This window comes from Sulfitobacter aestuariivivens (assembly GCF_014763045.1).
GTDB lineage: Bacteria > Pseudomonadota > Alphaproteobacteria > Rhodobacterales > Rhodobacteraceae > Sulfitobacter > Sulfitobacter aestuariivivens.
The window spans coordinates 1593290-1612638 of the sequence record NZ_JACTAG010000002.1 but is presented as its reverse complement, the minus strand read 5'-3'; the positions used below and the strand labels follow the sequence as shown (position 1 = coordinate 1612638).

Here is a 19349-nt window from a genome sequence, read left to right as displayed (position 1 = left end):
CGCATCTTGACGGGGCAAAACGAAAAGCAGACCGAACCCGACTGGGTCCTGATGATACTTGCGGTACGTGATCATCGTGATCGCGCCGCGTTTGCCCGACTGTTCGAACACTTCGCGCCACGTATCAAAGGGTTTTTGATCAATTCCGGCGCTGATCCCAGCATGGCTGAAGAATGCGCGCAGGATGTGATGACAACGCTTTGGCACAAGGCGGCGCAGTTTGACCCTTCCCGCGCCTCAGTGGCCGCGTGGATCTTTACCATCGCACGCAACCGGCGCATCGACATGTTGCGCAAGCAAAGACGACCAGAGCCCGAAGATCTGACCTGGGGGCCAGAACCGGAACCGGATCAGGCAGACGTCGTGGCTCTGCAGCAAGAAACGAACAACCTCGCGAAGGCGCTCAAAAGCCTGCCAAAGGTCCAGCGCGACCTGATCGAAAAGGCCTATTTCGGGGACCTCACACAATCCGAGATAGCCAAGATAACCGGTCTGCCGCTTGGCACGATCAAATCCCGTATCCGACTGGCGCTGGACCGCCTGCGCCACGCAATGAAGCAATGAAACCATGACAATCAAACATCACCCCGAAGAATCCACATTGTTGGCCTATGCCACAAACAACCTGCCCGAGGCGTTCAATCTGATCGTCGCAAGCCACGTGTCGCTGTGCGATGAATGCCGTGCGATCGTCGAAAGTCACGACACGCTGGGTGGCGCTCTGATCGAAACCGGCACCGTCGCGTCGATGGACACAGAAAGCCTGGACCGCGCGCTCGCCCGTCTGGACGTCAAGACAATGCCGGAACGCAAGCGTCACACGCCCGGAACCCTGCCAACGCCGTTGCAGGATTATGTTGGCGGCGACGTGGATTCAATTCGCTGGCAACCGGTTGGCATGGGCGTCAAGCAAGCCATCCTGCCAACCTCATCCGCCGCGACAGCGCGTCTGCTCTATATCCCGGCAGGTGCTGCCATGCCGCACCACAGCCACAAGGGCACCGAAATGACGCTTGTTCTGCAGGGCGCGTTTGAAGACGAAGATGGCCGATTTGCCCGGGGCGACGTGGAAGTGGCAGACGCGGATGTTCATCACACCCCCATCGCGGATATCGGCGAAGACTGCATCTGTCTGGCCGTCACCGAAGCCCCGCTGCGCTTCAAGGGCTGGTTGCCGCGCATCATGCAGCGTTTCGTGCGCATCTGATGAAGTAACAAAAGGGCCACCCTTGGGCGGCCCTTTTTGACTTCACGGCGTCTTGCGGTCCAATGGGCCGCCCGCTCAGCAGGGGGCGGCCACACCCATACAGGTGCCACCTTCAAGGGTCACCACTGGCCCCCCGTCCGTCGCCCAGACATCCCGCGCAACCCGCCAGACGCCGTCTTGGCCGACGCGGTAGATATTTATGCCATTGCCCGTATCGACTGACGCCGCGCCGCCTGCTCGAGGCGTATCGACAGCTTGATAGGTATACCGCTCGAACGCCCAGTCGCCCGAGACAACAAATTCGACCGATGTTTTCTGCCAGGATGTTTCCACGGCATCAAAATAGCCGCGCACCCATGGTCCAACCTGGGTCTTGCCGACCATCACGGGTGAGTTTGGCGCAATAAACACAATGTCATCGGTCACAGTTGCAAGAAACGCATCCGTATCATTGGCATTGATTGCGGCCAGATATCTCTCATGTGCCTGATGAACGGCCTCTTCCTGCCGGCTTGTCGCACCCGCGACCTGTGACAGGGCAACGGCAGCGACCGCAGCGGCGAAGATAGTGGACTTAATAGTCATAATGACCCCCTTTATTGATAGCTGAGCTAATGATGGAAATTCTGTAACTCGTGTTAACAGGAACTTTCTAACATGCTACGCTGACGGCTGAGAGTCAGGAATAATGTTTAACCTTTAAGAAGAACTATCAAATGGCCGATATCAACTGGTCCCGGATTCCGTCCTTGACCACCCTGCGCGCCTTTGAGGCGACCGCGCGGCTTGAGGGGTATTCAGCCGCCGCAAGGGCGCTCAATGTGACGCCTGCCGCCATTGCGCAGCAGGTCCGCAAACTTGAGGTGGATATCGGCACCCCGCTGGTGCGAAAAGAGGGCCGGGGATTGGCCCTGACCGACGCAGGACGCCGATTGTCCGAACCCTTGCACGCGGCCTTTACCCTGATCGCGGACGGCATCGACGATCTGCATCGCGCCGAAGCCAGCCGTGGGGTGCGTGTCTCGACCACAGACTATTTTGCAAGCTCGGTGATCCTGCCAAGGTTGGGCGCATTCTGGAAGCAACACCCGACTGTTCAGGTTTCCTTTTCACCCGACGGCAACACCGCCCCCGTCGATCTGGAAAACTTTGACGTGGTCATCCGGGGCGACGCACCGGGTCATCAATGGGCGCAGCACCAACAGATCACACTGGTCGAAACTCCAATGGTCATCAGCGCGGCACCGGCCCTGGTTGGAAATGGCAAGGTCGACCTTGCAACAATGCCATGGATATCTGACCGGGGCATCGGCGGGGGTGCTTTTGAACAGGCCGTGCGGATGGTCGGATGCGACCCCGACGCCATTACCCTTGTCGACCCCGGCAGCGGCAAGATGGAACTTGAGGCCCTGCTGATGGGATACGGCCTGCATTTCGGGCCCGAACTGATTATCAGGGACCGCCTTGCCGACGGCTCTCTGGTCAAGGTCGAGGCGGCGTTGGATATGCGCGGGGCCTACTACGCGATTTACGCCAATGGTCCCGTTCCGGGTCAGGTCCGCCTGTTTCTGGATTGGCTCAAGGCGACCTGCGCGCCTCTCTCATCCGACTGACCGGCCTGTCAGCTTGGCTTGGGCTTTCCCAACGGCACGACTGTTTCGTCCGCCACGGTTTCGGACAACTCTTCAAAATCAAAGTTGTGCAGACGCCCTGCCCGCTTGGATGACTTTTCAGCACTGATCAGAATGTCATCGACATCCTTGCGTGCCTGGTTGAAATGCGTGTCCAGCCTGCCAACCCGCGTCACCAGCCGCTCCACGTCCGCGTGCAACATGCCCAATTCCTTGCGGATGGCACCCGCCTGTTCCTGCATCCGCGCGTCCTTGAGAATGGCGCGCATGGTATTGAGCGTGGCCATGCAGGTTGTCGGGGACACGATCCAGACCCGCGCAGCGAACCCTTCGCGGATAAGCTCGGGAAAGTTGGCGTGTAACTCGGCATAAACCGCCTCGGACGGCAGAAACATCAAGGCACCGTCCGCCGTCTCGCCCTCGATGATGTACTTCTCGGAAATTGCCTTGATATGCGCCTTGACCGACACGCGCATCTTTGCAACCGCGTCTTTCAGCGCAAATTCCGTCTCTGCGTTGCGCAGCGCTTCATAGGCTTCCAAGGGAAACTTGCTGTCGATCACGATGGGCCCCGGCGGATTGGGCAGCTGGATCAGACAATCAGCCCGTTTGCCGTTGCTCAGCGTCGCCTGCAAGGCGTAGCTGTCTTTTGGCAGCGCTTTGGACACGATATCGGTCAGCTGAATTTCCCCAAACGCCCCGCGCGTCTGCTTGTTGCTCAGGATATCCTGCAGCGACAACACATCTCCCGAAAGCTTGGTGATATTGTCCTGCGCCTTGTCGATGGCCGCCAGCCGTTCCTGCAATTGCGTCAGGCTCGTCGTCGTCTGCTTGGCCGATCCGTGCAGCGTGGTGTTCATGCGTTCCTGCATCTCAGAAAGCGCCCGTTGCGATAGCGCCGCGTTGTCCGCGAGCCGCTCCTGCATCTGCAGCTGCACCGTGTTCAGCCGCGCTTCCACTGTCTGGATCATCTGCGTCTGTGCGTTGGCCTGCGTGTCAGATACGGTCTGCAATCCGCCCTGCAACCGTTCCTGAGAGGCGCCCAATTGCTGCACGTGGCCGCCCAACACCTGTATTTGTTGACCCAATGGCGCGGCCATCCGCGCTGACCGTCCCGCCGCACGCACGGCCATGATCAAAAGCACCAGCACCAGTACCAAAATCGCGGCACCAAAGGCTGCCGCAATCACACGCGGATCGTCGTAGGCGTAGCTTTGTCCAAGGAAGGTGATCATGTTCGCCCGAACAGCCGCTCAATGTCGGCCAGCTTAAGCTCTACATAGGTGGGCCGGCCATGGTTGCACTGCCCGGAATGCGGCGTCGCCTCCATCTCGCGCAACAGCGCGTTCATCTCTTCGGCACGCATCCGGCGGCCCGACCGGATTGAACCGTGGCAGGCAATCCGGCTGAGGATCGCCTCAATCCGCGCCTGCAGCAGATTGCTGTCGTTCTGGTCGGCCAACTCATCAAGGATATCCAGCAGCATGGCCCGGGCATCGACGGTGCCCAGAATGGCGGGCGTCTCGCGCACCGCAATCGCACTGCCGCCAAAGGCCTCGATGCCCAACCCGAATTTTTCCAGTTCTGCGGACAACGCCAACAGCTGCGCGCAGTCATTTGCCGAAAGCTCAACAATCTCAGGGATCAGCAGCGCCTGCGCGGCCACGCCGTTTTCGGCCATCTGCCGCTTGAGCTTTTCATAGACTAACCGTTCGTGCGCTGCATGCTGATCGACGATCACCATGCCGGTGTCGGTCTGCGCAATGATGTAGTTCTCATGCACCTGTCCCCGTGCGGTCCCCAGCGGGTAACTCTGTGCTTCATCGCTTTCTGCGACCACCACATCGTCCGGTACATCCACCCGCCCCCAGACACCCTGGGTTTCAGCAAAACCAGCCATAGGCGGCGGGGCCATTGGCCCGGGTGCAGGCCGATCCATCTGATAAACCCGGGCGCCCAAAGGCTCCGGCGTAATCGCCCCCAGCGTGGCCCCGGCCACCGTCGTTGACGCGCGGTGCCCGGCCTCGGCCAGCGCGTGCCGCAAGGCCGATACAATCAATCCCCGGGCCAGCCCCGGATCGCGGAACCGCACCTCGGATTTCGCTGGGTGCACGTTCACATCCACCAGCGTCGGATCGCAACCAATGAACAATGCCGCCGCCGGATGCCGGTCGCGGCTCAAAAAATCGAAATAGGCCCCGCGCAGCGCCCCTACCAGCAGCTTGTCCCTCACAGGCCGTCCGTTGACGAACAGATACTGCGCCACGGCAGAGCCGCGCGAATAAGTCGGCAACGCGGCATACCCGGTCAGATGCAGCCCTTCGCGCTGCGCGTCGATCGCCAGCGCGTTCTCGGCAAACTCACGGCCCAGAACACCCGCCAAACGGCCATGCAACGCGGCAAACATATCACCCTGCTCGGCACCTGCACGAAACACCTCGCGCCCCGCGCCTTCGCCTGACACATCGCGCAGAACGAACTGCACAAAGGGTTCGGCCATCGCAAGCCGCTTGACCACATCACCAATCGCCTGCGCCTCAGCCCGGTCCGTGCGCAGGAACTTGAGCCGCGCGGGCGTGGCAAAGAACAGATCACGCAAGGTGACCACCGTGCCGCCGTTCAGGGCGGCTGGTTTGACCGCCCCCATCTGGCCGCCATTGACCGAAATCTGTGCGCCATCCTCGCCCTCGGGACGGCTGGCGATGGACAGCCGCCCCACCGCACCAAGCGACGGCAACGCCTCACCCCGGAAACCGAAGGTATGGATGTTCAGCAGGTCCGAGCCATCGATCTTGGAGGTCGCGTGGCGCGACAGCGCAAGTGGCAAATCCGCGCCGGATATCCCGCACCCATCGTCCGTCACCCGGATCAGCGTCTTGCCCCCATCGGCATAGTCAACCGTGATCCGCCGCGCACCTGCATCAATGGCATTCTCAACCAATTCCTTGACCGCAGAGGCCGGGCGCTCCACCACTTCGCCTGCGGCAATCCGGTTGATGGCAGCATCGTCCAATTGACGGATCGACGGGCGATTTTCGCCTATATTGGGGTTCGGGGATGCCATGACGCAAAACCTAGCATGGCTGCGGGCGATTCCGCTACCCGTAGGGCACAGTTATCAACAGGAATTTTCGACGAGACAAAAGCGCGGAAACAGCAAGGGCCTGCACCGGATCCGGCGCAGGCCCAGTTATCGTCAGCCCAAGGGTCAGATCTCTTCCGGCAGCGCCAGATTAAGCACGATCGCCACCAAGGCTGTGGGCGCCACGGCCGAGGTCGCCAATGTCTTGACCACGCCCGGCAGATACTGCACCGCCGTCGGCACCAGGTTCAGACCCAGACCTGCCGCCAGAGAAACGGCGATGATCACCATGTTCCGGCGGTTCATCCGCACTTCGCTCAGCACGTTGAGCCCCGCTGCTGCGACCATCCCGAACATCACGATCACACCCCCACCCAGCACGGGCAGCGGCATAGAGGCGATGACAGCCCCGATCTTGGGGATCAGCCCGCAAAGGATCAGCACCAGTGCCCCGATCGTGACCACGTGCCGCGACATGATGCCTGTCATCCCGACAATGCCCACGTTCTGGCTGAACGATGTATTGGGCAAGCCGCCAAAGACACCGGCAATCGCCGTGCCCAGACCGTCGGCATATGTGGCGCCGGCAATCTCCCGGTCGCTGGCACCCCGGCCCGCCCCTGCTTTGGTGGTCGCTTCGGTATCACCCACCGTTTCGATGGCCGAGACGATGCAAACCAGCGTCACGGCAATGACAGCCCCCAATGAGAACTCAAACCCGTAGGGCAATGGCGTGATCCCCGTGATCCAGCTGGCCTTGCCCACCGCGCCAAAGCTGACCATGCCCAGAAGAAAGGCCAGCACATAGCCCGCAACCAGCCCGATCAGGATCGCCGCATTGCTGATGGTGCCCTTGGTAAAGAACTTGAGCACCAGCGCCACAATCACCACCGTCAGTGCGACGGACCAGTGCTTGAGCGACCCAAAGCTCTCGGCCTCCATCTGGAAACTCGCCGCCCCGCCGGCGGCATACTTGATCGCCACGGGGATGAGATAAAGACCGATGGCCAGAATCACGAGCCCCGTCACCAGTGGCGGAAAAAGCCACCGCAGCTTACTGATGAACGCGCCCAGCACGAAGTGGATCGCACCGCCAATGATACAGGCCGTCAGCGCGACCCCCAGACCCTGCGTCGCTGCGATGCCTGCCAGCACACCAACAAAAGCGAAAGACGTGCCCTGCATGATCGGCAATCGCGCGCCCACCGGGCCCACACCCACGGTCTGAAACAGCGTCGCGATGCCCGCAAAAAGCATTGCCATCTGGATAAGATAGACCTGCTCTGGCCCACCAAAGGCCAGTCCGGCGGCCCCGGCTACAATGATCGAAGGCGTAACGTTCGATGCAAACATCGCCAGCACATGCTGCAAGCCCAGCGGCACCGCCTGTGCCAGCGGCGGCGTGTCATTCGGATCGCGAAAAGCGCCCGTTGTTGTCTCTGTCATGGTTTGTCCCTGTCGTATTTTTCTGCCTATTTTTTAGGCTACAACTTTATGGGACCACTGCATGTTGTGGATCAAGGAAAATCTTCACTATATTTTGCGGGGCTCTGGGTCGCCTGAATAGACAGCGCCTTCCGGTTGGAACGCCCGCTAAAGCGGCATGTGCCGGTTCACATCCTTGTAGAGAAGGTACCGAAACGGCCCGTCCCCGGTGGCGATGCAGGCTTGCGGGCAAAAGGCGCGCAGCCACATGAAATCCCCCGGCTCGACACTGACCCAATCCGTGTTCAGCAGATAATCCGCCGTTCCTTCCAGCACATAAAGCCCGTGTTCCATGACATGGGTTTCGGCAAAGGGGATGCGCCCGCCCGGTTTGAACGTGACGATATTGACGTGCATGTCATGGCGCAGGTCAGTGGGGTCAACAAAGCGCGTCGTCGCCCAGACACCATCGCAATCGGGCATTTCTATGGGGGCCACTTCCTTGTCCGAGGTCACAAAGGCCTCTGGCAGATCAACCCCGTCGGCAGGCACATACCGTTTGCGCACCCAATGCAGCTGGGCCGTTTCTGCCCCATCGTTCCAGATCGTCCACGTCGCTTCGGGCGGAATGTAGGCATAGCCGCCCTCCGCCATATTATGCACCTTGCCGTCGATGTTCAGCGTCACGCCGCCGCGCGCGATCAGCACAACGGACTGTGCTTCAGGGTCGTCTTCCGGCGCGTCGGTTCCCCCACCCGGTTCCAGCTCAACAGCGTATTGTGAAAACGTCTCAGCAAAGCCGCTCAGCGGGCGTGCCAGAACCCACATGCGCATGCCCTTCCAGCCGGGCAGAAAGCTGGTGACGATATCGCGCTGAGTGACGGCAGGCAGCACCGCGTAGGCCGGCGTAAAAACGGCTGTGCCCTCAGGGTTCACCGATTGATCCGGCAGACCGCCGGGCGGGAATGCATAGGTCACAAGATGTCCTCCAACCGGATTTCCGCGATCCGCTCAACCTGCGCGCAGGCCGTGGCGAATTCAACGTGCGTGTCATTGGCAATCCGGGTTTCAAAAGCGCGCAGGATGCCCGCCTTGTCATGATCCTTGACCGCAATGATGAAGGGAAAGCCGTGACGCTCCACATAGGCCGCGTTCAGCTTTTCGAACTGCGCCCGTTCGGCATCGGTCAGCGCATCCAGTCCGGCGCTGGCTTGTTCAGCCGTGCTTTCCTCGGTCAGTCGTTTGGCGGCGGCAAGCTTGCCCGCCAGATCGGGATGCGCGGTCAGCACGCCCAGCTTCTTGTCGTCGCGCGCAGACCGAAACATCCGCGCCAAGGCGCTATGCAGCCCCTGTGCGGTGTCATGCGCAGGCCCCAGCTCAAGATCAAAGGCGCGTTCCGCGATCCACGGAGAATGCTCAAAAACGCCACCGAAGGTGTCGACAAACGTCTTGCGGTCCATGTGGCTGGGGCGCTCACGCCGTGCTGCGGGCGGATGCACCGCACGCCAGTGATCCGCGATATCAATCCGGCGCGGGGTCCAGACCCCTTCGAACCCTTTGATGTACTCCAGAAAGCGCTTCAGCGCCTGCACCCGTCCGGGCCGCCCGATCAGGCGACAATGCAGTCCAACGGACATCATCTTGGCGCTGCCTGCCCTGCCCTCTTCGTAAAGCGTATCAAATGTATCGCGCAGGTAGGCATAGAACTGATCGCCTGAATTGAACCCCTGCGCCGTTGCGAACCGCATGTCGTTGCAATCAAGCGTATAGGGAATGATCAGCTGATCGCGCCCGTCGATCTGCATCCAGTAGGGCAGATCGTCATCATAGGTGTCCGAGATATAGCGAAACACCTGCGTTTGCGCTGCCAATGCCACCGTGTTCACCGACGTCCGCCCACAGTACCAGCCACGCGGCGCTTCGCCTGTCACTTCGGTGTGCAACCGGATCGCCTCGGCAATCTCGGCACGTTCCTCGGCTTCGCCGTGATCCTTGTAGTCGATCCATTTCAACCCGTGGCTGGCGATCTCCCAACCGGCGTCCTTCATCGCGGCAACCTGGCCGGGCGCGCGCGCCAGCGCGCTTGCGACACCGTAGACCGTGACCGGAACGCCCGCCCCGGTAAACAACCGGTGCAGCCGCCAGAACCCCGCACGCGCGCCGTAGTCATAGATGCTTTCCATGTTCCAGTTCCGCTGCCCCGGCCAGGGCTGCGCGCCAACAATCTCGCTAAGGAATGCCTCTGATGCGGCATCGCCATGCAGCAGGCAATTTTCGCCACCTTCCTCGTAGTTCAGCACAAACTGCACGGCAATCCGCGCGCCTCCGGGCCACTTTGCATCGGGCGGGGTGGCACCATAGCCATGAAAATCTCTGGGGTATCTGTTCATCGGATCCTTCTTTTTGACCAACCCTGCACCTTTCGGTCTGCCACGGCAATTCGCCATCGCGCAAGGCCCTCAAAAAGCGAACGGGCCGCCCTAAGGGTACGGCCCGTTGCCAGAATGGCTGCTGCGTCCTGTGTTTATTATTATCCTGGAATTATTAGGCGCTGGCCAGTCTTGATAAGATCGGGCGAAGCAAGGATCGCCCGATTTGCGTGAAAAATCTTTTCGTAGGCGTCGGGCTGCCCGTAAAATTGCAATGAGATATAGGCAAGGCTGTCGCCGGCCTTGACCACATAGACCCGCTGCCCCTGAACGTCTCGGGTTTCGGCGGTCGACGCGGCAAAGGCCCGACGGCTAAGCTCTCGGGCGGCTTCCGCACCCTCAATTGTGCCATCGTTGGCAAGCGACGTGTGCACAAGATGGAAGATCATCGTCTCCATATCCACGTCGCCGTCTGCTCTGCTCAAGGAAGGGGGCACCACAATCTGCCCGTCCTCGGCGGCCTTTCTCAGCAGGTCCGCCATCGTCGCACTGGTCAGGTGCGCATTCACTGTTCTAAGCGCAATGAACCGGCGGTCACCGTCCTGCCGGGTCTCGACCGTATAAAGCCCCGCCAGAACGCCCTCGCGCAGCATCCGCAGCTTGTTGCGGCTGACGATGTCGACCGCGACGCGCACCCGCTCGGCGCGTTCTGCGTCGGTCAGCGTGCCAACGGTCCGTTTCGGTGTCAGGTCCTCAAGGATCGCCGCATGAAGATCGTCGATATGTGTCGGCTGTTGCGCGGGCACCGGCGACAGAATGTCGGGCGCCTGCGCGCGCGCCACCGTCTGCGCGAGGCTGGCGTCGACAACCTGCTGCAAGACCACAGGCGTGGCCGCGGTCTGCGGCGGCGCCGGGGGTGCATCGGCAACGGGAACCGTCTGTACCTCGCGCGGGGTGATAAGGACCGCTGTCAGCACCCCCAGACCGAACACCAGCAGCGCGACACCGCTAATCAAACCAATCTTTGGATCGATCCGCTTCAGTGTCTGCACTGCTGACCCGGTGCGTCCGGCTTCGTGCGTGGTGACCGTGCCCGGGATGACATAGCTCTCGAATGTGATGATCGGTGTGACCGGATCGACGGGGCGTTGAGGTCTCATCCCTGACCCTTTTCAATGCTGAAACCCAGAACCGTCCAGACCTGCATGCCGCCCCGATAATAGAACAGCTTTTCAGCCGGATACCCGGTGGTCATGAGTTTCGAGATCAGCTTGCCCGCATCATCAGAACCGGGTCCGGTATCATACACCAGCAACGCCCGGGCATTGGTGAAATCAAAGACACCGTCCAGATCTCGCGCCCCCAGTGCGCGCAGGATGTCATCCCGAAAGGAATTGCTCTCGCTCAGCGTATGCTGCGGCAGGCTTACGCTGCCGGGAATGAACCCCTTGGCGCGGTCCTGCGGCGCACGTGCATCAACCATCAAACCCGCATTGCCCGCCACTTCGTCGGTCAGAAACGCCAGCACTTCGATCTCGCCCAGCGTGGGCACGCCGCGGGCGGCCTGCATCGGCACGACACAGCCAGCGCCACACGCGGACGTCGGTGCCGCAAAAGTCTCAATAAACGCGACAGCATCGGGAGTGCCCTGGCTGATCTTCACGCGCTCTTCGTTAAAGATGAAAGAGGCCTTGGCCTCCGAAATCTGCTCCTGCGCCAGTCCGGCCGTGGCTCCAATAAGCCAGGCCGCCGCACTACACGCGGTCCACCCCTTCATACTCCCGTCCCCCAGACGTCTACCATATCTCGTCGTACGCACTTCAAAGACGCGCACTTCTGGCCAGATGCACCACATATAGGCAAAGGATGATTCGCCCGTCAAAGGGAAAACGAATCACTCTGGCAAAAAGTGCGAATCAGTCCGCAAAGCGCACCGAATCGCATCACATCCAATTGACCTCCCCTGACGCGGCACTATCCTTCAAGGCCAATCGAAGGAGCGGCCATGCCTGACGGATACCTCACCACCCATGTTCTGGACACCGCCCTGGGCGCGCCCGCCGCCGGGCTTGCGATAACGTTGTATCGTCTGGAAGGGGCCAACCGTCTGATGCTCGTGCAGATGCAGACTAATGCGGATGGCCGCACTGATACGCCGATCCTGCCCAAGGGCCAGTTCGCCGCCGGAACCTACGAACTGGTGTTCGACGCAGGCGCCTATCTGGATGCCCGGGGCACCCCGGCGGAAGAGCCCCGTTTTCTGGACGAGATCCCGATCAGATTTGGCATTTCAGACCCTGAGGCGCACTATCACGTGCCGCTGCTTCTGTCGCCATTTGGGTATTCAACCTACCGGGGCAGCTGACCCGCGCAGACGGTGCGGACCAAAGACAGCCGCAAGCCCAAGGATAACACCCGAAACAGTGGCGATCATCCCGGCTGCTGACACGCTGTCGGCAAAGCCCAGCCACAACGGACCATAGCCAGCAAAGACATAGCCCAACACCGCCGCTACCACGGCAAAGACCACCGACCAGGCGACCTGTCGCTCCAGCCGGTTGGTCATCAATCGGGCCGCCGCAGGCGGACAGATGAACATCGCAATCACAATGATGCTGCCAACCGCATCAAACGCAGCAACCGCCGCAATGGCCGCCACGATCACCAGCGCCAGCCCCAACAGATTGGTCCGCATCCCGATGGTCTGCGCAAAGCCTTCGTCGAAGGTGCTGATTTTCAAAGGCCGCCAGAACACGACCGTGAACAGCACCACGAAAACCAGCGTGATGGCCATCCGGGGCAGTTCGACAGGCAGCGTCGCCAACGCCTGAGCATCCCACAGCGACGACCAGCCTACGGCATCCAGCCAGATCAGGCTCTCCAGATTGCCATAAAGTGCATGTTCCACATCCAGATGCACGTTCGATGTATCTGACTGCTCAAGCAGCAGCACGCCACCTGCAAACATCGCCGTAAAGATCACGCCCATCGCGGCACCGGATTCGATCTGTCCCAGCCGCCGCACGCCCTCAATGCCGATCACCGCAACAAGGGCCGCACCTGCCGCACCCAGCAGCATGGGCCATGTCGTGACCGCCCCGGTCACCAGAAACGCCACCACGATCCCCGGCAGCACAACATGGCTGATCGCATCGCCAATGAGCGCCTGCCGACGCAACACCAGAAAATTCCCCGGCAATGCACAGGCCACCGCCACAAAGATGCCGGTCAGCAGGGGCACAAGGCTCAGGGGTACAAACTCGGCACCGCTCATGCGCCTGCTCCGATCCGGCTGTCGATATCCTCAATCTGGTCCGGCGTCAGCACGCTTTCGATCGGAGTCAGCCCGTCATACCGCGCCGCCGCCACCTCGTAGGCCGGATCGCGGCGCACCAGTTGCCAGCGCACCTCGTCGCGCAACGCACGCGTCGCGCGCCCCTGCCCTTCGGGCGTGGGAACGCCGTCGGGCAGCGCCCAGCCACGGCGTCGCAACAGGCGCAATGTCAGGCGTTCGTAAATCGGCTGTCCCTGCGCCAGTGCCAGCAGCCCTTGCCGCAGGTGGACCCGGCGCTGATAGGCGCGATGGCGCAGCAAGGCCGACACCACCCCCCGCCGGGGCGATAACAACAATGACACCGCAAACAGCGCAAAGCTGACCAGCACAATGATCGGCCCTGTCGGCATATTTGGCACCGCCGCCGAAATCGCCGCACCCACATAGGCGGAAACCCCGCCAACCAATCCGGCAATCAGCACGACATGATCCGTCCGTTCCGTCCAGAACCGCGCAGTAACGGGCGGAATGATCAGCAGCGCCACGATCAGGATCAGCCCAACAATCTTGAGCCCCACAACCGTGACCGCCAGTACCAGCCCCATCATCGCCAGATCGGTGCGCGTCACATTCTGACCCAGTGAGGTCGCGTATTCGGGATCAAACGACGCCAGCGTCAGCGGCCTGCGCAACAGCATCACAAGCGCAAGGGTCAGCGCGGCGGATACCGCGATCACCAGCGCGTCACTCCGCAGCATGCCGGCGGTCGAGCCCAGCAAAAAGCCCTCCAGCCCGGCCTGCCGCCCCGCGCTCATAGTCTGGATGACCGTCAGCAGAACGATCCCGAACCCAAAGAAGACCGACAGCACCGCCCCGATGGCCGCGTCCTCGGCCAACCGGGTCCGCGTCGACAGCCAGGTCACGATCAGCAACCCCGTCCCGGCGGTGATCGCCGCCCCGGCCAGCAGTCCGATCAGATTGCGTCCGTCACCACCCAGCATCACCATAACCATAAAGGCCAAAGCCACACCGGGCAGCGTTGCATGGCTGATGGCGTCACTGACCAGCGCGCGTTTTCTGAGGAATAAAAAGGTGCCGCCAACGCCTGCAGCCATACCCAGCAAGGCCGCACCGATGGTCACCAGGGTCGCATTGTACCCCAGCCCCAAAAGCAGCGCGTCGCGGATCATTGAAGCTGTGGTGCCTCCGTCTGCGGGGCCTCGACCGCGCGCAGTGCTTCCATCTGCGCGCCTGCCAGCCGCCCGCCGTATGCGTCCTGCAATGTACGGTCGTTAAAGGCTGCGGCCACCGAACCTTCGGCGACGCGACGCGTGTTGATCAGGAAAACGTTGTCGAAATATTCCGCCACGGTGCTCAGGTCATGATGCACCGCAACAACCGTCTTGCCCGCATCCCGCAGAGATTTCAGCACGCCAATGATGGCTTTCTCGGTTGCTGCATCGACGCCCGCAAAAGGTTCATCCAGCAAATAGAGATCCGCATCCTGCGCCAGCGCGCGTGCCAGAAACACCCGTTGTTGCTGACCCCCGGAAAGCTGCCCGATCTGCCGTGTCGCAAAGTCTTGCATCCCCACCCGTGCCAGACAGTCCTCTGCCTTGGCACGATGTGCAGGTCGTACCCGGCCCAAAAGCCCAAGCTGCGGATAAAGCCCCATCAAGACCACATCGATGACCCGCGTCGGGAAGTCCCAATCAACAGAGGCGCGCTGCGGGACATAGGCAATCCGGTGACGCTGCGCCACGACCGCCTTGCCGAAAACAGTGGTCGTGCCCGCAAGTGGTTTGAGAATGCCCAGGGCCGCTTTCAACAGGGTGGATTTACCCGCCCCGTTCGGGCCGATGATTGCCGTCATCTTGCCCGCTTCAACGGTCATGTCGACGGAAAAGACCGCTGGCTTCTGACCGTAGGAAACGGTCATACCGCGAATGGCCAGCGGGCTGCCGGCGCGCTCTGCTTCTGCGGCCATGTGGCCCTGATCGGTTGCCAGTCTCAGTGCCATAACTCAGCTTGCCCCTGCCAGTTTACCCGCCATGCCACGGGGATCGATCTCGGCCCCCAATGCGCTGGCGATGGTCGTCACGTTGTGGTCAATCATGCCAATGTAGGTGCCCTCATAGGTGCCTTCAGGCCCCATCGCATCGCTGTAAAGCGCGCCACCAATGGTCACCTCATGCCCCTGCGCCGCAGCACCCTCGATAAGTGCGCGGATGTTGCGGTCAGAGACTGAGGTCTCAACGAAAACGGCCCTGATCTTGCGCGCGACCAGTTCATCCACCAGCGTGCTGATCCGGTTAAGCCCGGCCTCACTCTCGGTAGAGATGCCCTGAATGCCAATCACTTCGAAATCATACGCCGCACCGAAATAGCCAAAGGCATCATGCGCCGTGAGCAAAACGCGCTGCTCATCGGGTACCATGGCAAGCGTGGCGTGCGCATAAGTTGCAAGCGCGTCCAGTTCGACATGATAGGCGTCAAGATTTGCCGCAATCACCTTGGCCTGATCAGGCCGCACGCCGCTGATCGCCGCAGCCGTGAACGATGCGATGTCTTTCCACAAGACCGGGTCCATCCAGACATGCGGGTCAAACCGGCCATCGTAATCTTCGTGCCCCAGCAATTGATCTGCCTGCAGCTGGTCCGCCAACGCGATGACCGGCTGCTTGCGCGCAAGATCACCCAGAAAGTCTTCCATCTGCGCTTCAAGATAAAGCCCGTGCCACAAGACAAGATCGGCGCGGGTCATTGCGACAATATCGCTGCGGGTCTGGCGATAGCCGTGCGGATCAACGCCCGGCCCCATCAGCCCGCGCACATCCACCAAAGCCCCGCCGATCCGGCGCGCGGTGTCCGCAATCATGCCGGTCGTGGCAATAACAGAAAGCCGGTCAGCCGCCTGCGCAAAAGGGGCCACCACAACAGCCGCCACACCCCCAGCAAGGGCGGCGCGACGGGTCAGGGAAAACGGTTTTTCGTGCATACAGTGTAATATGCGATCCATTCGCAACAAGTCAACCAGTTGCAAGTGATTCTCAGAAGCATTCCAGAGAACCGCCTGCGAAACAGGCGGCCAAGCGCCTGAATCCATTAAAATGTCGTCTAGAAAGTGATATCAAAGCGCGCGCCACCATCGCCCTGCACAAACACGATCTTGCCGCCGTGGGCCTCGACCATCGCTCTGACGATGCTCAATCCCATCCCTGTCCCGCCGTCAGTGCGTGTCGTGGTAAAAAACGGATCGAAAATGCGCGCCTGATTGCCCTGCGCCACGCCGGTGCCATCGTCGGCGACACGCAACACCGGCGCATCCCATTCCAGATCCAGACGCGTTGCCCCATGGCCTGTGGCATTCTGCGCCAGCTGGACAAGCACGGCATGCAGATCTTCGGCTGGCATCGGCACACGACCGTCGCGGACGACGAACGCCTCGATCCCTGTCAGCGTCCCGGCAACGTTGCCCAACATCGCGTGACCCTCTTTGCGCGCCCCACCGGCAGCCGCGTGGTCGCGCAGGTCACTCAGCAATGTTTCCATCCGCTGCGCTGCGACCTTGATCGTGTCGGCAAGGGCGGCGCGGTCCGCATCATCCACAGCCCCCTGCAGCAGCTCGGATGCCCCGGTAATGGCCGTCAGCGGGGATTTCAGTTCATGGGTCACATGATCGGCATATGCCCGCACGCCTGCCGCGCGATTGTGCAGTGTCTCACCCATATCAATCACGCTTTGCCCCAGATCGGAAAACTCCGGCGTGCCGAATTGGGCGGGCGGCGGCGCGCCGACGCGGCCCGCCTTCATCGCCCGCGCGTGGCGCGTCAATGCGGTCACCGGACGCAGCACCAACCGCCACAGCAGATACCCCAGAATGGCGGCGGCAACGATGGCCAGCCCCAAGAGAACCAGCACCGTTTCGCGCGAGCTCAGGATGTTCCCCGCTAGGCGAAAATACGCAATGCCGATCACCGGCAGGGCGACAATCCCGGCCATGGCCCCGATGATGATCAGGGCCAGCGGGGGTCGCCATTTGCGCCTTACCTGCTGCGACATGATCCCATCCGGATACCGACGCCATGCACCGTCTCGATGGCGTCGTCACACCCCGCCGCCGCAAGCTTGGCGCGCAGATTGCGCAGATGGCTGTCAACGGTGCGGTCCGAAACATGGACATGCGCGCCATAGACCGCATCGGTCAGCGCCGGGCGCGGCACAACCTGATCAGGGCGGGCCATCAGATGCGCGAGAATGCCCATTTCGCGTGCGGTCAACGGGGTCGGCGCGCCCGCCACCAGACACAGGTGCCGCGCGGGGTCGATCTGCAAGCTGCCGCGCTGCAAGGCCCCAATCAGCGCGTCAGGGTGTCCGCCGCTGCGCTTGAGGATCGCCTTGATCCGCGCAACAAGTTCACGCGGCGAGAACGGTTTGGTGACATAGTCGTCCCCCCCCAGCTCAAACCCCAGAACGCGGTCAATCTCGTCATCGCGCGCGGTCAGAAACAAGACCGGTGTCTGGTCGCCCGCGCGCAACGCGCGGCACACCTCAAGCCCGTCCATTTCGGGCAGTCCGATATCCAGCACAACAAGGTCAAACCGACCCGACCGCGCCTTGGCCAGCCCCTCGGCCCCGTCTCCTGCCTCGCTAATCTGCATGCCCGCCTGTTTCAGCGCGATCCGCAGAACACTGCGGATTTGCGGGTCATCATCAACAATCAGAATATGCGAGCTCATGGGCGGTTTCCGGTGTCCAGTGCCGCGAGGCTAGTGCGCGCCCGCCAGTTGCGAAAGCCCCATTCGCGCCAGTCGTCGGGCGCAACGATACGCATCTGGCGTGTGGCACATAGGTTCCGGTCATGGGCGGCGATCACAGGTTTTGCCGCATCGCCAAGGTTACATAGATAATAGCGGTCCGGGGTCACATCATGGCCAAGGTTGTACCGTGCGATTGCAGCGTCAAAGCTGATAAAGGCGCAGACGTACACAACCGCCGCCGTCAACGCCCCGCCCCGCAACACCAGCCAGTGGTTGTCCCGCCCTTGCCAGACCTGCCACAGGATCAGCGCCAGCCCCGATGCCGTCAGCCCCATCCAGATTGCTGCGGCCATGCGCAGACGGGTCAGCCCGTACACCTCGATGTAAAGTTCCAACCTGACCAATGAACTGATCACAAGCGCCACATTCTGCGCGACAAACAGCATCAGCAGGACGCGCAGCATGTAGCTGCCCTGAACCCAGCGGCGGCTTAGCAAAGCAAATCCACCTGCCAGCAACCCCGTCACCACCAACGGATAAGCACCGCGATGAGCATATTCGGCATAGGTGATCCCCTCGGGCAGGCCGACACCCCCGTAAAGATAGACCACATCCAGTCCCGTCTGGACCGCAAAGACGGCATTGAACAACACCAGCGCACGGCTGACCGAAGCGGGATTGATCAGGCCGATCGGCGCGGGACCCGCCTTTGCAAGGCGGGGCGCTGCCGCCAGCCGCTCGCGCATCTGCGCGATGCTGAGGGCGGTCCAAATCACCGGGGCAAGGCACAGCCAGAAAATCATCCGACCGGGGTCCGGCATCTTCAGGTCGCTGTCCCAGAACCTTTCCAGCCATTGCTCGGCGATGGGATTGGCGATCAGCAATAGCCAGACGAAAACCAGCCCCATGGCCACCGGCATCAGCCAGCCCAGAACCGCCCGACCGATGCTGCCGGAAACATCCCGGTCCCCCCGGCCCCCAACGCCCTGCCTGAGATCCGCAAACCCCTGCCGGGCGCCACAAGGCCACAACCGCAGCATGCCAAGCGCCAATTGTCCCCGTCTGAGCCCCGCAATCAGCACCAGGATCGCCGAGATGCCCAGAACGGCGATCAGCAGCGACAGCGGCTGGACCAGTTCGACAAGCGGGCACAGCGCCAGCGTAAGACCAGCGGCAATCTGGCCCTGCGCCCGCAGGCTCAATGTCACCTCCACGGCCAGAATGGCGGCCAGCACAAGGGCCGCCCCAAAGACCGCAAGGGAAAGCCCCGGCGCGACCTGCCAGACCAAAAGATCCCCCAGCGCAATGAGCGCCAGCAACAGCCCTGCCCGCCAGACAGGCGGCTGTGTCGCGCCACGTGCAGCGGTGCGCGCGGGTGGCTGCGGCGGCGGCGCGTTCAGCCACCAGCCGTCTTGCTGCAGGGCCTCGGGAACGCCACGGATCAGAAAAGTCTTCATGCCTTTGCCTCTTTCGGTTTTCTTACCTGAGGTCTGTATCGCCGCACCAAGTGCAAAGGTTGCTGGCCGTTTGTGCAGTTTTCGCGCAGATGACCGGAGGGCAGCGCCGCTTGCGCCTGCCCGGCGCGCGTGGCACCTTAACGC

At 61.6% G+C, this 19349-nt stretch carries 19 protein-coding genes; 4 read left to right on the top strand and 15 right to left on the bottom strand.

The genetic code is table 11. The features are described from left to right. Nucleotides 1-51: 51 nt before the first annotated feature. Entirely contained in the window at nt 52-564 is a 513-nt protein-coding gene (locus H9Q16_RS17705; RefSeq protein WP_386260599.1) for a sigma-70 family RNA polymerase sigma factor, read from the top strand. A 4-nt stretch (nt 565-568) separates the two neighbouring features. Then, nucleotides 569-1207 (top strand): ChrR family anti-sigma-E factor, encoded by a 639-nt coding sequence (locus tag H9Q16_RS17700; RefSeq protein WP_191076735.1) that lies wholly within the window; start codon nt 569-571, stop codon nt 1205-1207. Between the two features lie 75 nt (nt 1208-1282). On the opposite strand, the gene H9Q16_RS17695 is transcribed toward H9Q16_RS17700, so the two are convergent. Next, entirely contained in the window at nt 1283-1792 is a 510-nt protein-coding gene (locus H9Q16_RS17695; RefSeq protein WP_191076734.1) for a YybH family protein, read from the bottom strand. Nucleotides 1793-1923: 131 nt separating this feature from the next. Here H9Q16_RS17695 and H9Q16_RS17690 point away from each other — a divergent pair, with 131 nt between their 5' ends. Further along, a complete protein-coding gene (locus H9Q16_RS17690; RefSeq protein WP_191076733.1) occupies nt 1924-2820 on the top strand; it encodes a LysR family transcriptional regulator in 897 nt (298 codons plus the stop codon). Between the two features lie 8 nt (nt 2821-2828). On the opposite strand, the gene H9Q16_RS17685 is transcribed toward H9Q16_RS17690, so the two are convergent. From H9Q16_RS17685 to H9Q16_RS17655, 7 genes are all read right to left on the bottom strand, one after another. After that, the gene (locus tag H9Q16_RS17685; RefSeq protein ID WP_191076732.1) at nt 2829-4073 is read right to left on the bottom strand and encodes a DNA recombination protein RmuC; all 1245 of its coding nucleotides are present in this window, start codon (nt 4071-4073) and stop codon (nt 2829-2831) included. After that, nucleotides 4070-5902, bottom strand: a complete 1833-nt coding sequence (gene mutL, locus H9Q16_RS17680) for a DNA mismatch repair endonuclease MutL (protein WP_191076731.1) — start codon at nt 5900-5902, stop codon at nt 4070-4072. The genes H9Q16_RS17685 and mutL overlap by 4 nt, the downstream gene beginning before the upstream one ends. 144 nt (nt 5903-6046) lie before the next feature. After that, the gene (locus H9Q16_RS17675; RefSeq protein ID WP_191076730.1) at nt 6047-7366 is read right to left on the bottom strand and encodes a uracil-xanthine permease family protein; all 1320 of its coding nucleotides are present in this window, start codon (nt 7364-7366) and stop codon (nt 6047-6049) included. Between the two features lie 147 nt (nt 7367-7513). Further along, nucleotides 7514-8323, bottom strand: coding sequence for a bifunctional allantoicase/(S)-ureidoglycine aminohydrolase (locus H9Q16_RS17670; protein WP_191076729.1), 810 nt, complete (start codon nt 8321-8323; stop codon nt 7514-7516). After that, nucleotides 8320-9735, bottom strand: a complete 1416-nt coding sequence (puuE, locus tag H9Q16_RS17665) for an allantoinase PuuE (RefSeq protein WP_191076728.1) — start codon at nt 9733-9735, stop codon at nt 8320-8322. Before puuE ends, H9Q16_RS17670 begins: the two co-directional genes overlap by 4 nt. A gap of 140 nt (nt 9736-9875) precedes the next feature. Beyond that, the gene (locus H9Q16_RS17660; RefSeq protein WP_191076727.1) at nt 9876-10874 is read right to left on the bottom strand and encodes a LysM peptidoglycan-binding domain-containing protein; all 999 of its coding nucleotides are present in this window, start codon (nt 10872-10874) and stop codon (nt 9876-9878) included. Further along, nucleotides 10871-11491 carry a rhodanese-like domain-containing protein gene (locus tag H9Q16_RS17655; RefSeq protein WP_191076726.1) on the bottom strand — a complete coding sequence of 207 codons (621 nt, stop codon included), beginning with the start codon at nt 11489-11491 and terminating at the stop codon, nt 10871-10873. The genes H9Q16_RS17660 and H9Q16_RS17655 overlap by 4 nt, the downstream gene beginning before the upstream one ends. 228 nt (nt 11492-11719) lie before the next feature. Here H9Q16_RS17655 and uraH point away from each other — a divergent pair, with 228 nt between their 5' ends. Next, complete coding sequence (gene uraH, locus H9Q16_RS17650; RefSeq protein WP_191076725.1) at nt 11720-12079, top strand: hydroxyisourate hydrolase; 360 nt, start codon at nt 11720-11722, stop codon at nt 12077-12079. On the opposite strand, the gene H9Q16_RS17645 is transcribed toward uraH, so the two are convergent. From H9Q16_RS17645 to H9Q16_RS17615, 7 genes are all read right to left on the bottom strand, one after another. Further along, a complete protein-coding gene (locus H9Q16_RS17645) occupies nt 12059-12988 on the bottom strand; it encodes a metal ABC transporter permease (RefSeq protein ID WP_191076724.1) in 930 nt (309 codons plus the stop codon). The two genes, uraH and H9Q16_RS17645, sit on opposite strands and share 21 nt — an antisense overlap. Beyond that, nucleotides 12985-14178, bottom strand: coding sequence for a metal ABC transporter permease (locus tag H9Q16_RS17640; protein WP_191076723.1), 1194 nt, complete (start codon nt 14176-14178; stop codon nt 12985-12987). The genes H9Q16_RS17645 and H9Q16_RS17640 overlap by 4 nt, the downstream gene beginning before the upstream one ends. After that, nucleotides 14175-15008 (bottom strand): metal ABC transporter ATP-binding protein, encoded by an 834-nt coding sequence (locus tag H9Q16_RS17635; protein ID WP_191076722.1) that lies wholly within the window; start codon nt 15006-15008, stop codon nt 14175-14177. Before H9Q16_RS17635 ends, H9Q16_RS17640 begins: the two co-directional genes overlap by 4 nt. A 3-nt stretch (nt 15009-15011) precedes the next feature. Further along, on the bottom strand, nt 15012-16007 hold the full coding sequence (locus H9Q16_RS17630; RefSeq protein WP_246455788.1) for a metal ABC transporter solute-binding protein, Zn/Mn family: 996 nt from the start codon (nt 16005-16007) through the stop codon (nt 15012-15014). Nucleotides 16008-16105: 98 nt separating this feature from the next. Continuing rightward, complete coding sequence (locus H9Q16_RS17625) at nt 16106-17050, bottom strand: ATP-binding protein (RefSeq protein WP_191076720.1); 945 nt, start codon at nt 17048-17050, stop codon at nt 16106-16108. Further along, the gene (locus H9Q16_RS17620) at nt 17035-17727 is read right to left on the bottom strand and encodes a response regulator transcription factor (RefSeq protein ID WP_191076719.1); all 693 of its coding nucleotides are present in this window, start codon (nt 17725-17727) and stop codon (nt 17035-17037) included. Before H9Q16_RS17620 ends, H9Q16_RS17625 begins: the two co-directional genes overlap by 16 nt. Continuing rightward, nucleotides 17724-19205, bottom strand: a complete 1482-nt coding sequence (locus tag H9Q16_RS17615) for a DUF4153 domain-containing protein (RefSeq protein ID WP_191076718.1) — start codon at nt 19203-19205, stop codon at nt 17724-17726. The genes H9Q16_RS17620 and H9Q16_RS17615 overlap by 4 nt, the downstream gene beginning before the upstream one ends. Nucleotides 19206-19349 lie beyond the last annotated feature (144 nt).

Coding starts and splice junctions, on each gene's coding strand:
- H9Q16_RS17705 (WP_386260599.1), top strand. CDS start 52: ATGATACTTGCGGTACGTGATCATCGTGATCGCGCCGCGTTTGCCCGA.
- H9Q16_RS17700 (WP_191076735.1), top strand. CDS start 569: ATGACAATCAAACATCACCCCGAAGAATCCACATTGTTGGCCTATGCC.
- H9Q16_RS17695 (WP_191076734.1), bottom strand. CDS start 1,792: ATGACTATTAAGTCCACTATCTTCGCCGCTGCGGTCGCTGCCGTTGCC.
- H9Q16_RS17690 (WP_191076733.1), top strand. CDS start 1,924: ATGGCCGATATCAACTGGTCCCGGATTCCGTCCTTGACCACCCTGCGC.
- H9Q16_RS17685 (WP_191076732.1), bottom strand. CDS start 4,073: ATGATCACCTTCCTTGGACAAAGCTACGCCTACGACGATCCGCGTGTG.
- mutL (WP_191076731.1), bottom strand. CDS start 5,902: ATGGCATCCCCGAACCCCAATATAGGCGAAAATCGCCCGTCGATCCGT.
- H9Q16_RS17675 (WP_191076730.1), bottom strand. CDS start 7,366: ATGACAGAGACAACAACGGGCGCTTTTCGCGATCCGAATGACACGCCG.
- puuE (WP_191076728.1), bottom strand. CDS start 9,735: ATGAACAGATACCCCAGAGATTTTCATGGCTATGGTGCCACCCCGCCC.
- H9Q16_RS17660 (WP_191076727.1), bottom strand. CDS start 10,874: ATGAGACCTCAACGCCCCGTCGATCCGGTCACACCGATCATCACATTC.
- H9Q16_RS17655 (WP_191076726.1), bottom strand. CDS start 11,491: ATGAAGGGGTGGACCGCGTGTAGTGCGGCGGCCTGGCTTATTGGAGCC.
- uraH (WP_191076725.1), top strand. CDS start 11,720: ATGCCTGACGGATACCTCACCACCCATGTTCTGGACACCGCCCTGGGC.
- H9Q16_RS17645 (WP_191076724.1), bottom strand. CDS start 12,988: ATGAGCGGTGCCGAGTTTGTACCCCTGAGCCTTGTGCCCCTGCTGACC.
- H9Q16_RS17640 (WP_191076723.1), bottom strand. CDS start 14,178: ATGATCCGCGACGCGCTGCTTTTGGGGCTGGGGTACAATGCGACCCTG.
- H9Q16_RS17635 (WP_191076722.1), bottom strand. CDS start 15,008: ATGGCACTGAGACTGGCAACCGATCAGGGCCACATGGCCGCAGAAGCA.
- H9Q16_RS17630 (WP_246455788.1), bottom strand. CDS start 16,007: ATGGATCGCATATTACACTGTATGCACGAAAAACCGTTTTCCCTGACC.
- H9Q16_RS17625 (WP_191076720.1), bottom strand. CDS start 17,050: ATGTCGCAGCAGGTAAGGCGCAAATGGCGACCCCCGCTGGCCCTGATC.
- H9Q16_RS17620 (WP_191076719.1), bottom strand. CDS start 17,727: ATGAGCTCGCATATTCTGATTGTTGATGATGACCCGCAAATCCGCAGT.
- H9Q16_RS17615 (WP_191076718.1), bottom strand. CDS start 19,205: ATGAAGACTTTTCTGATCCGTGGCGTTCCCGAGGCCCTGCAGCAAGAC.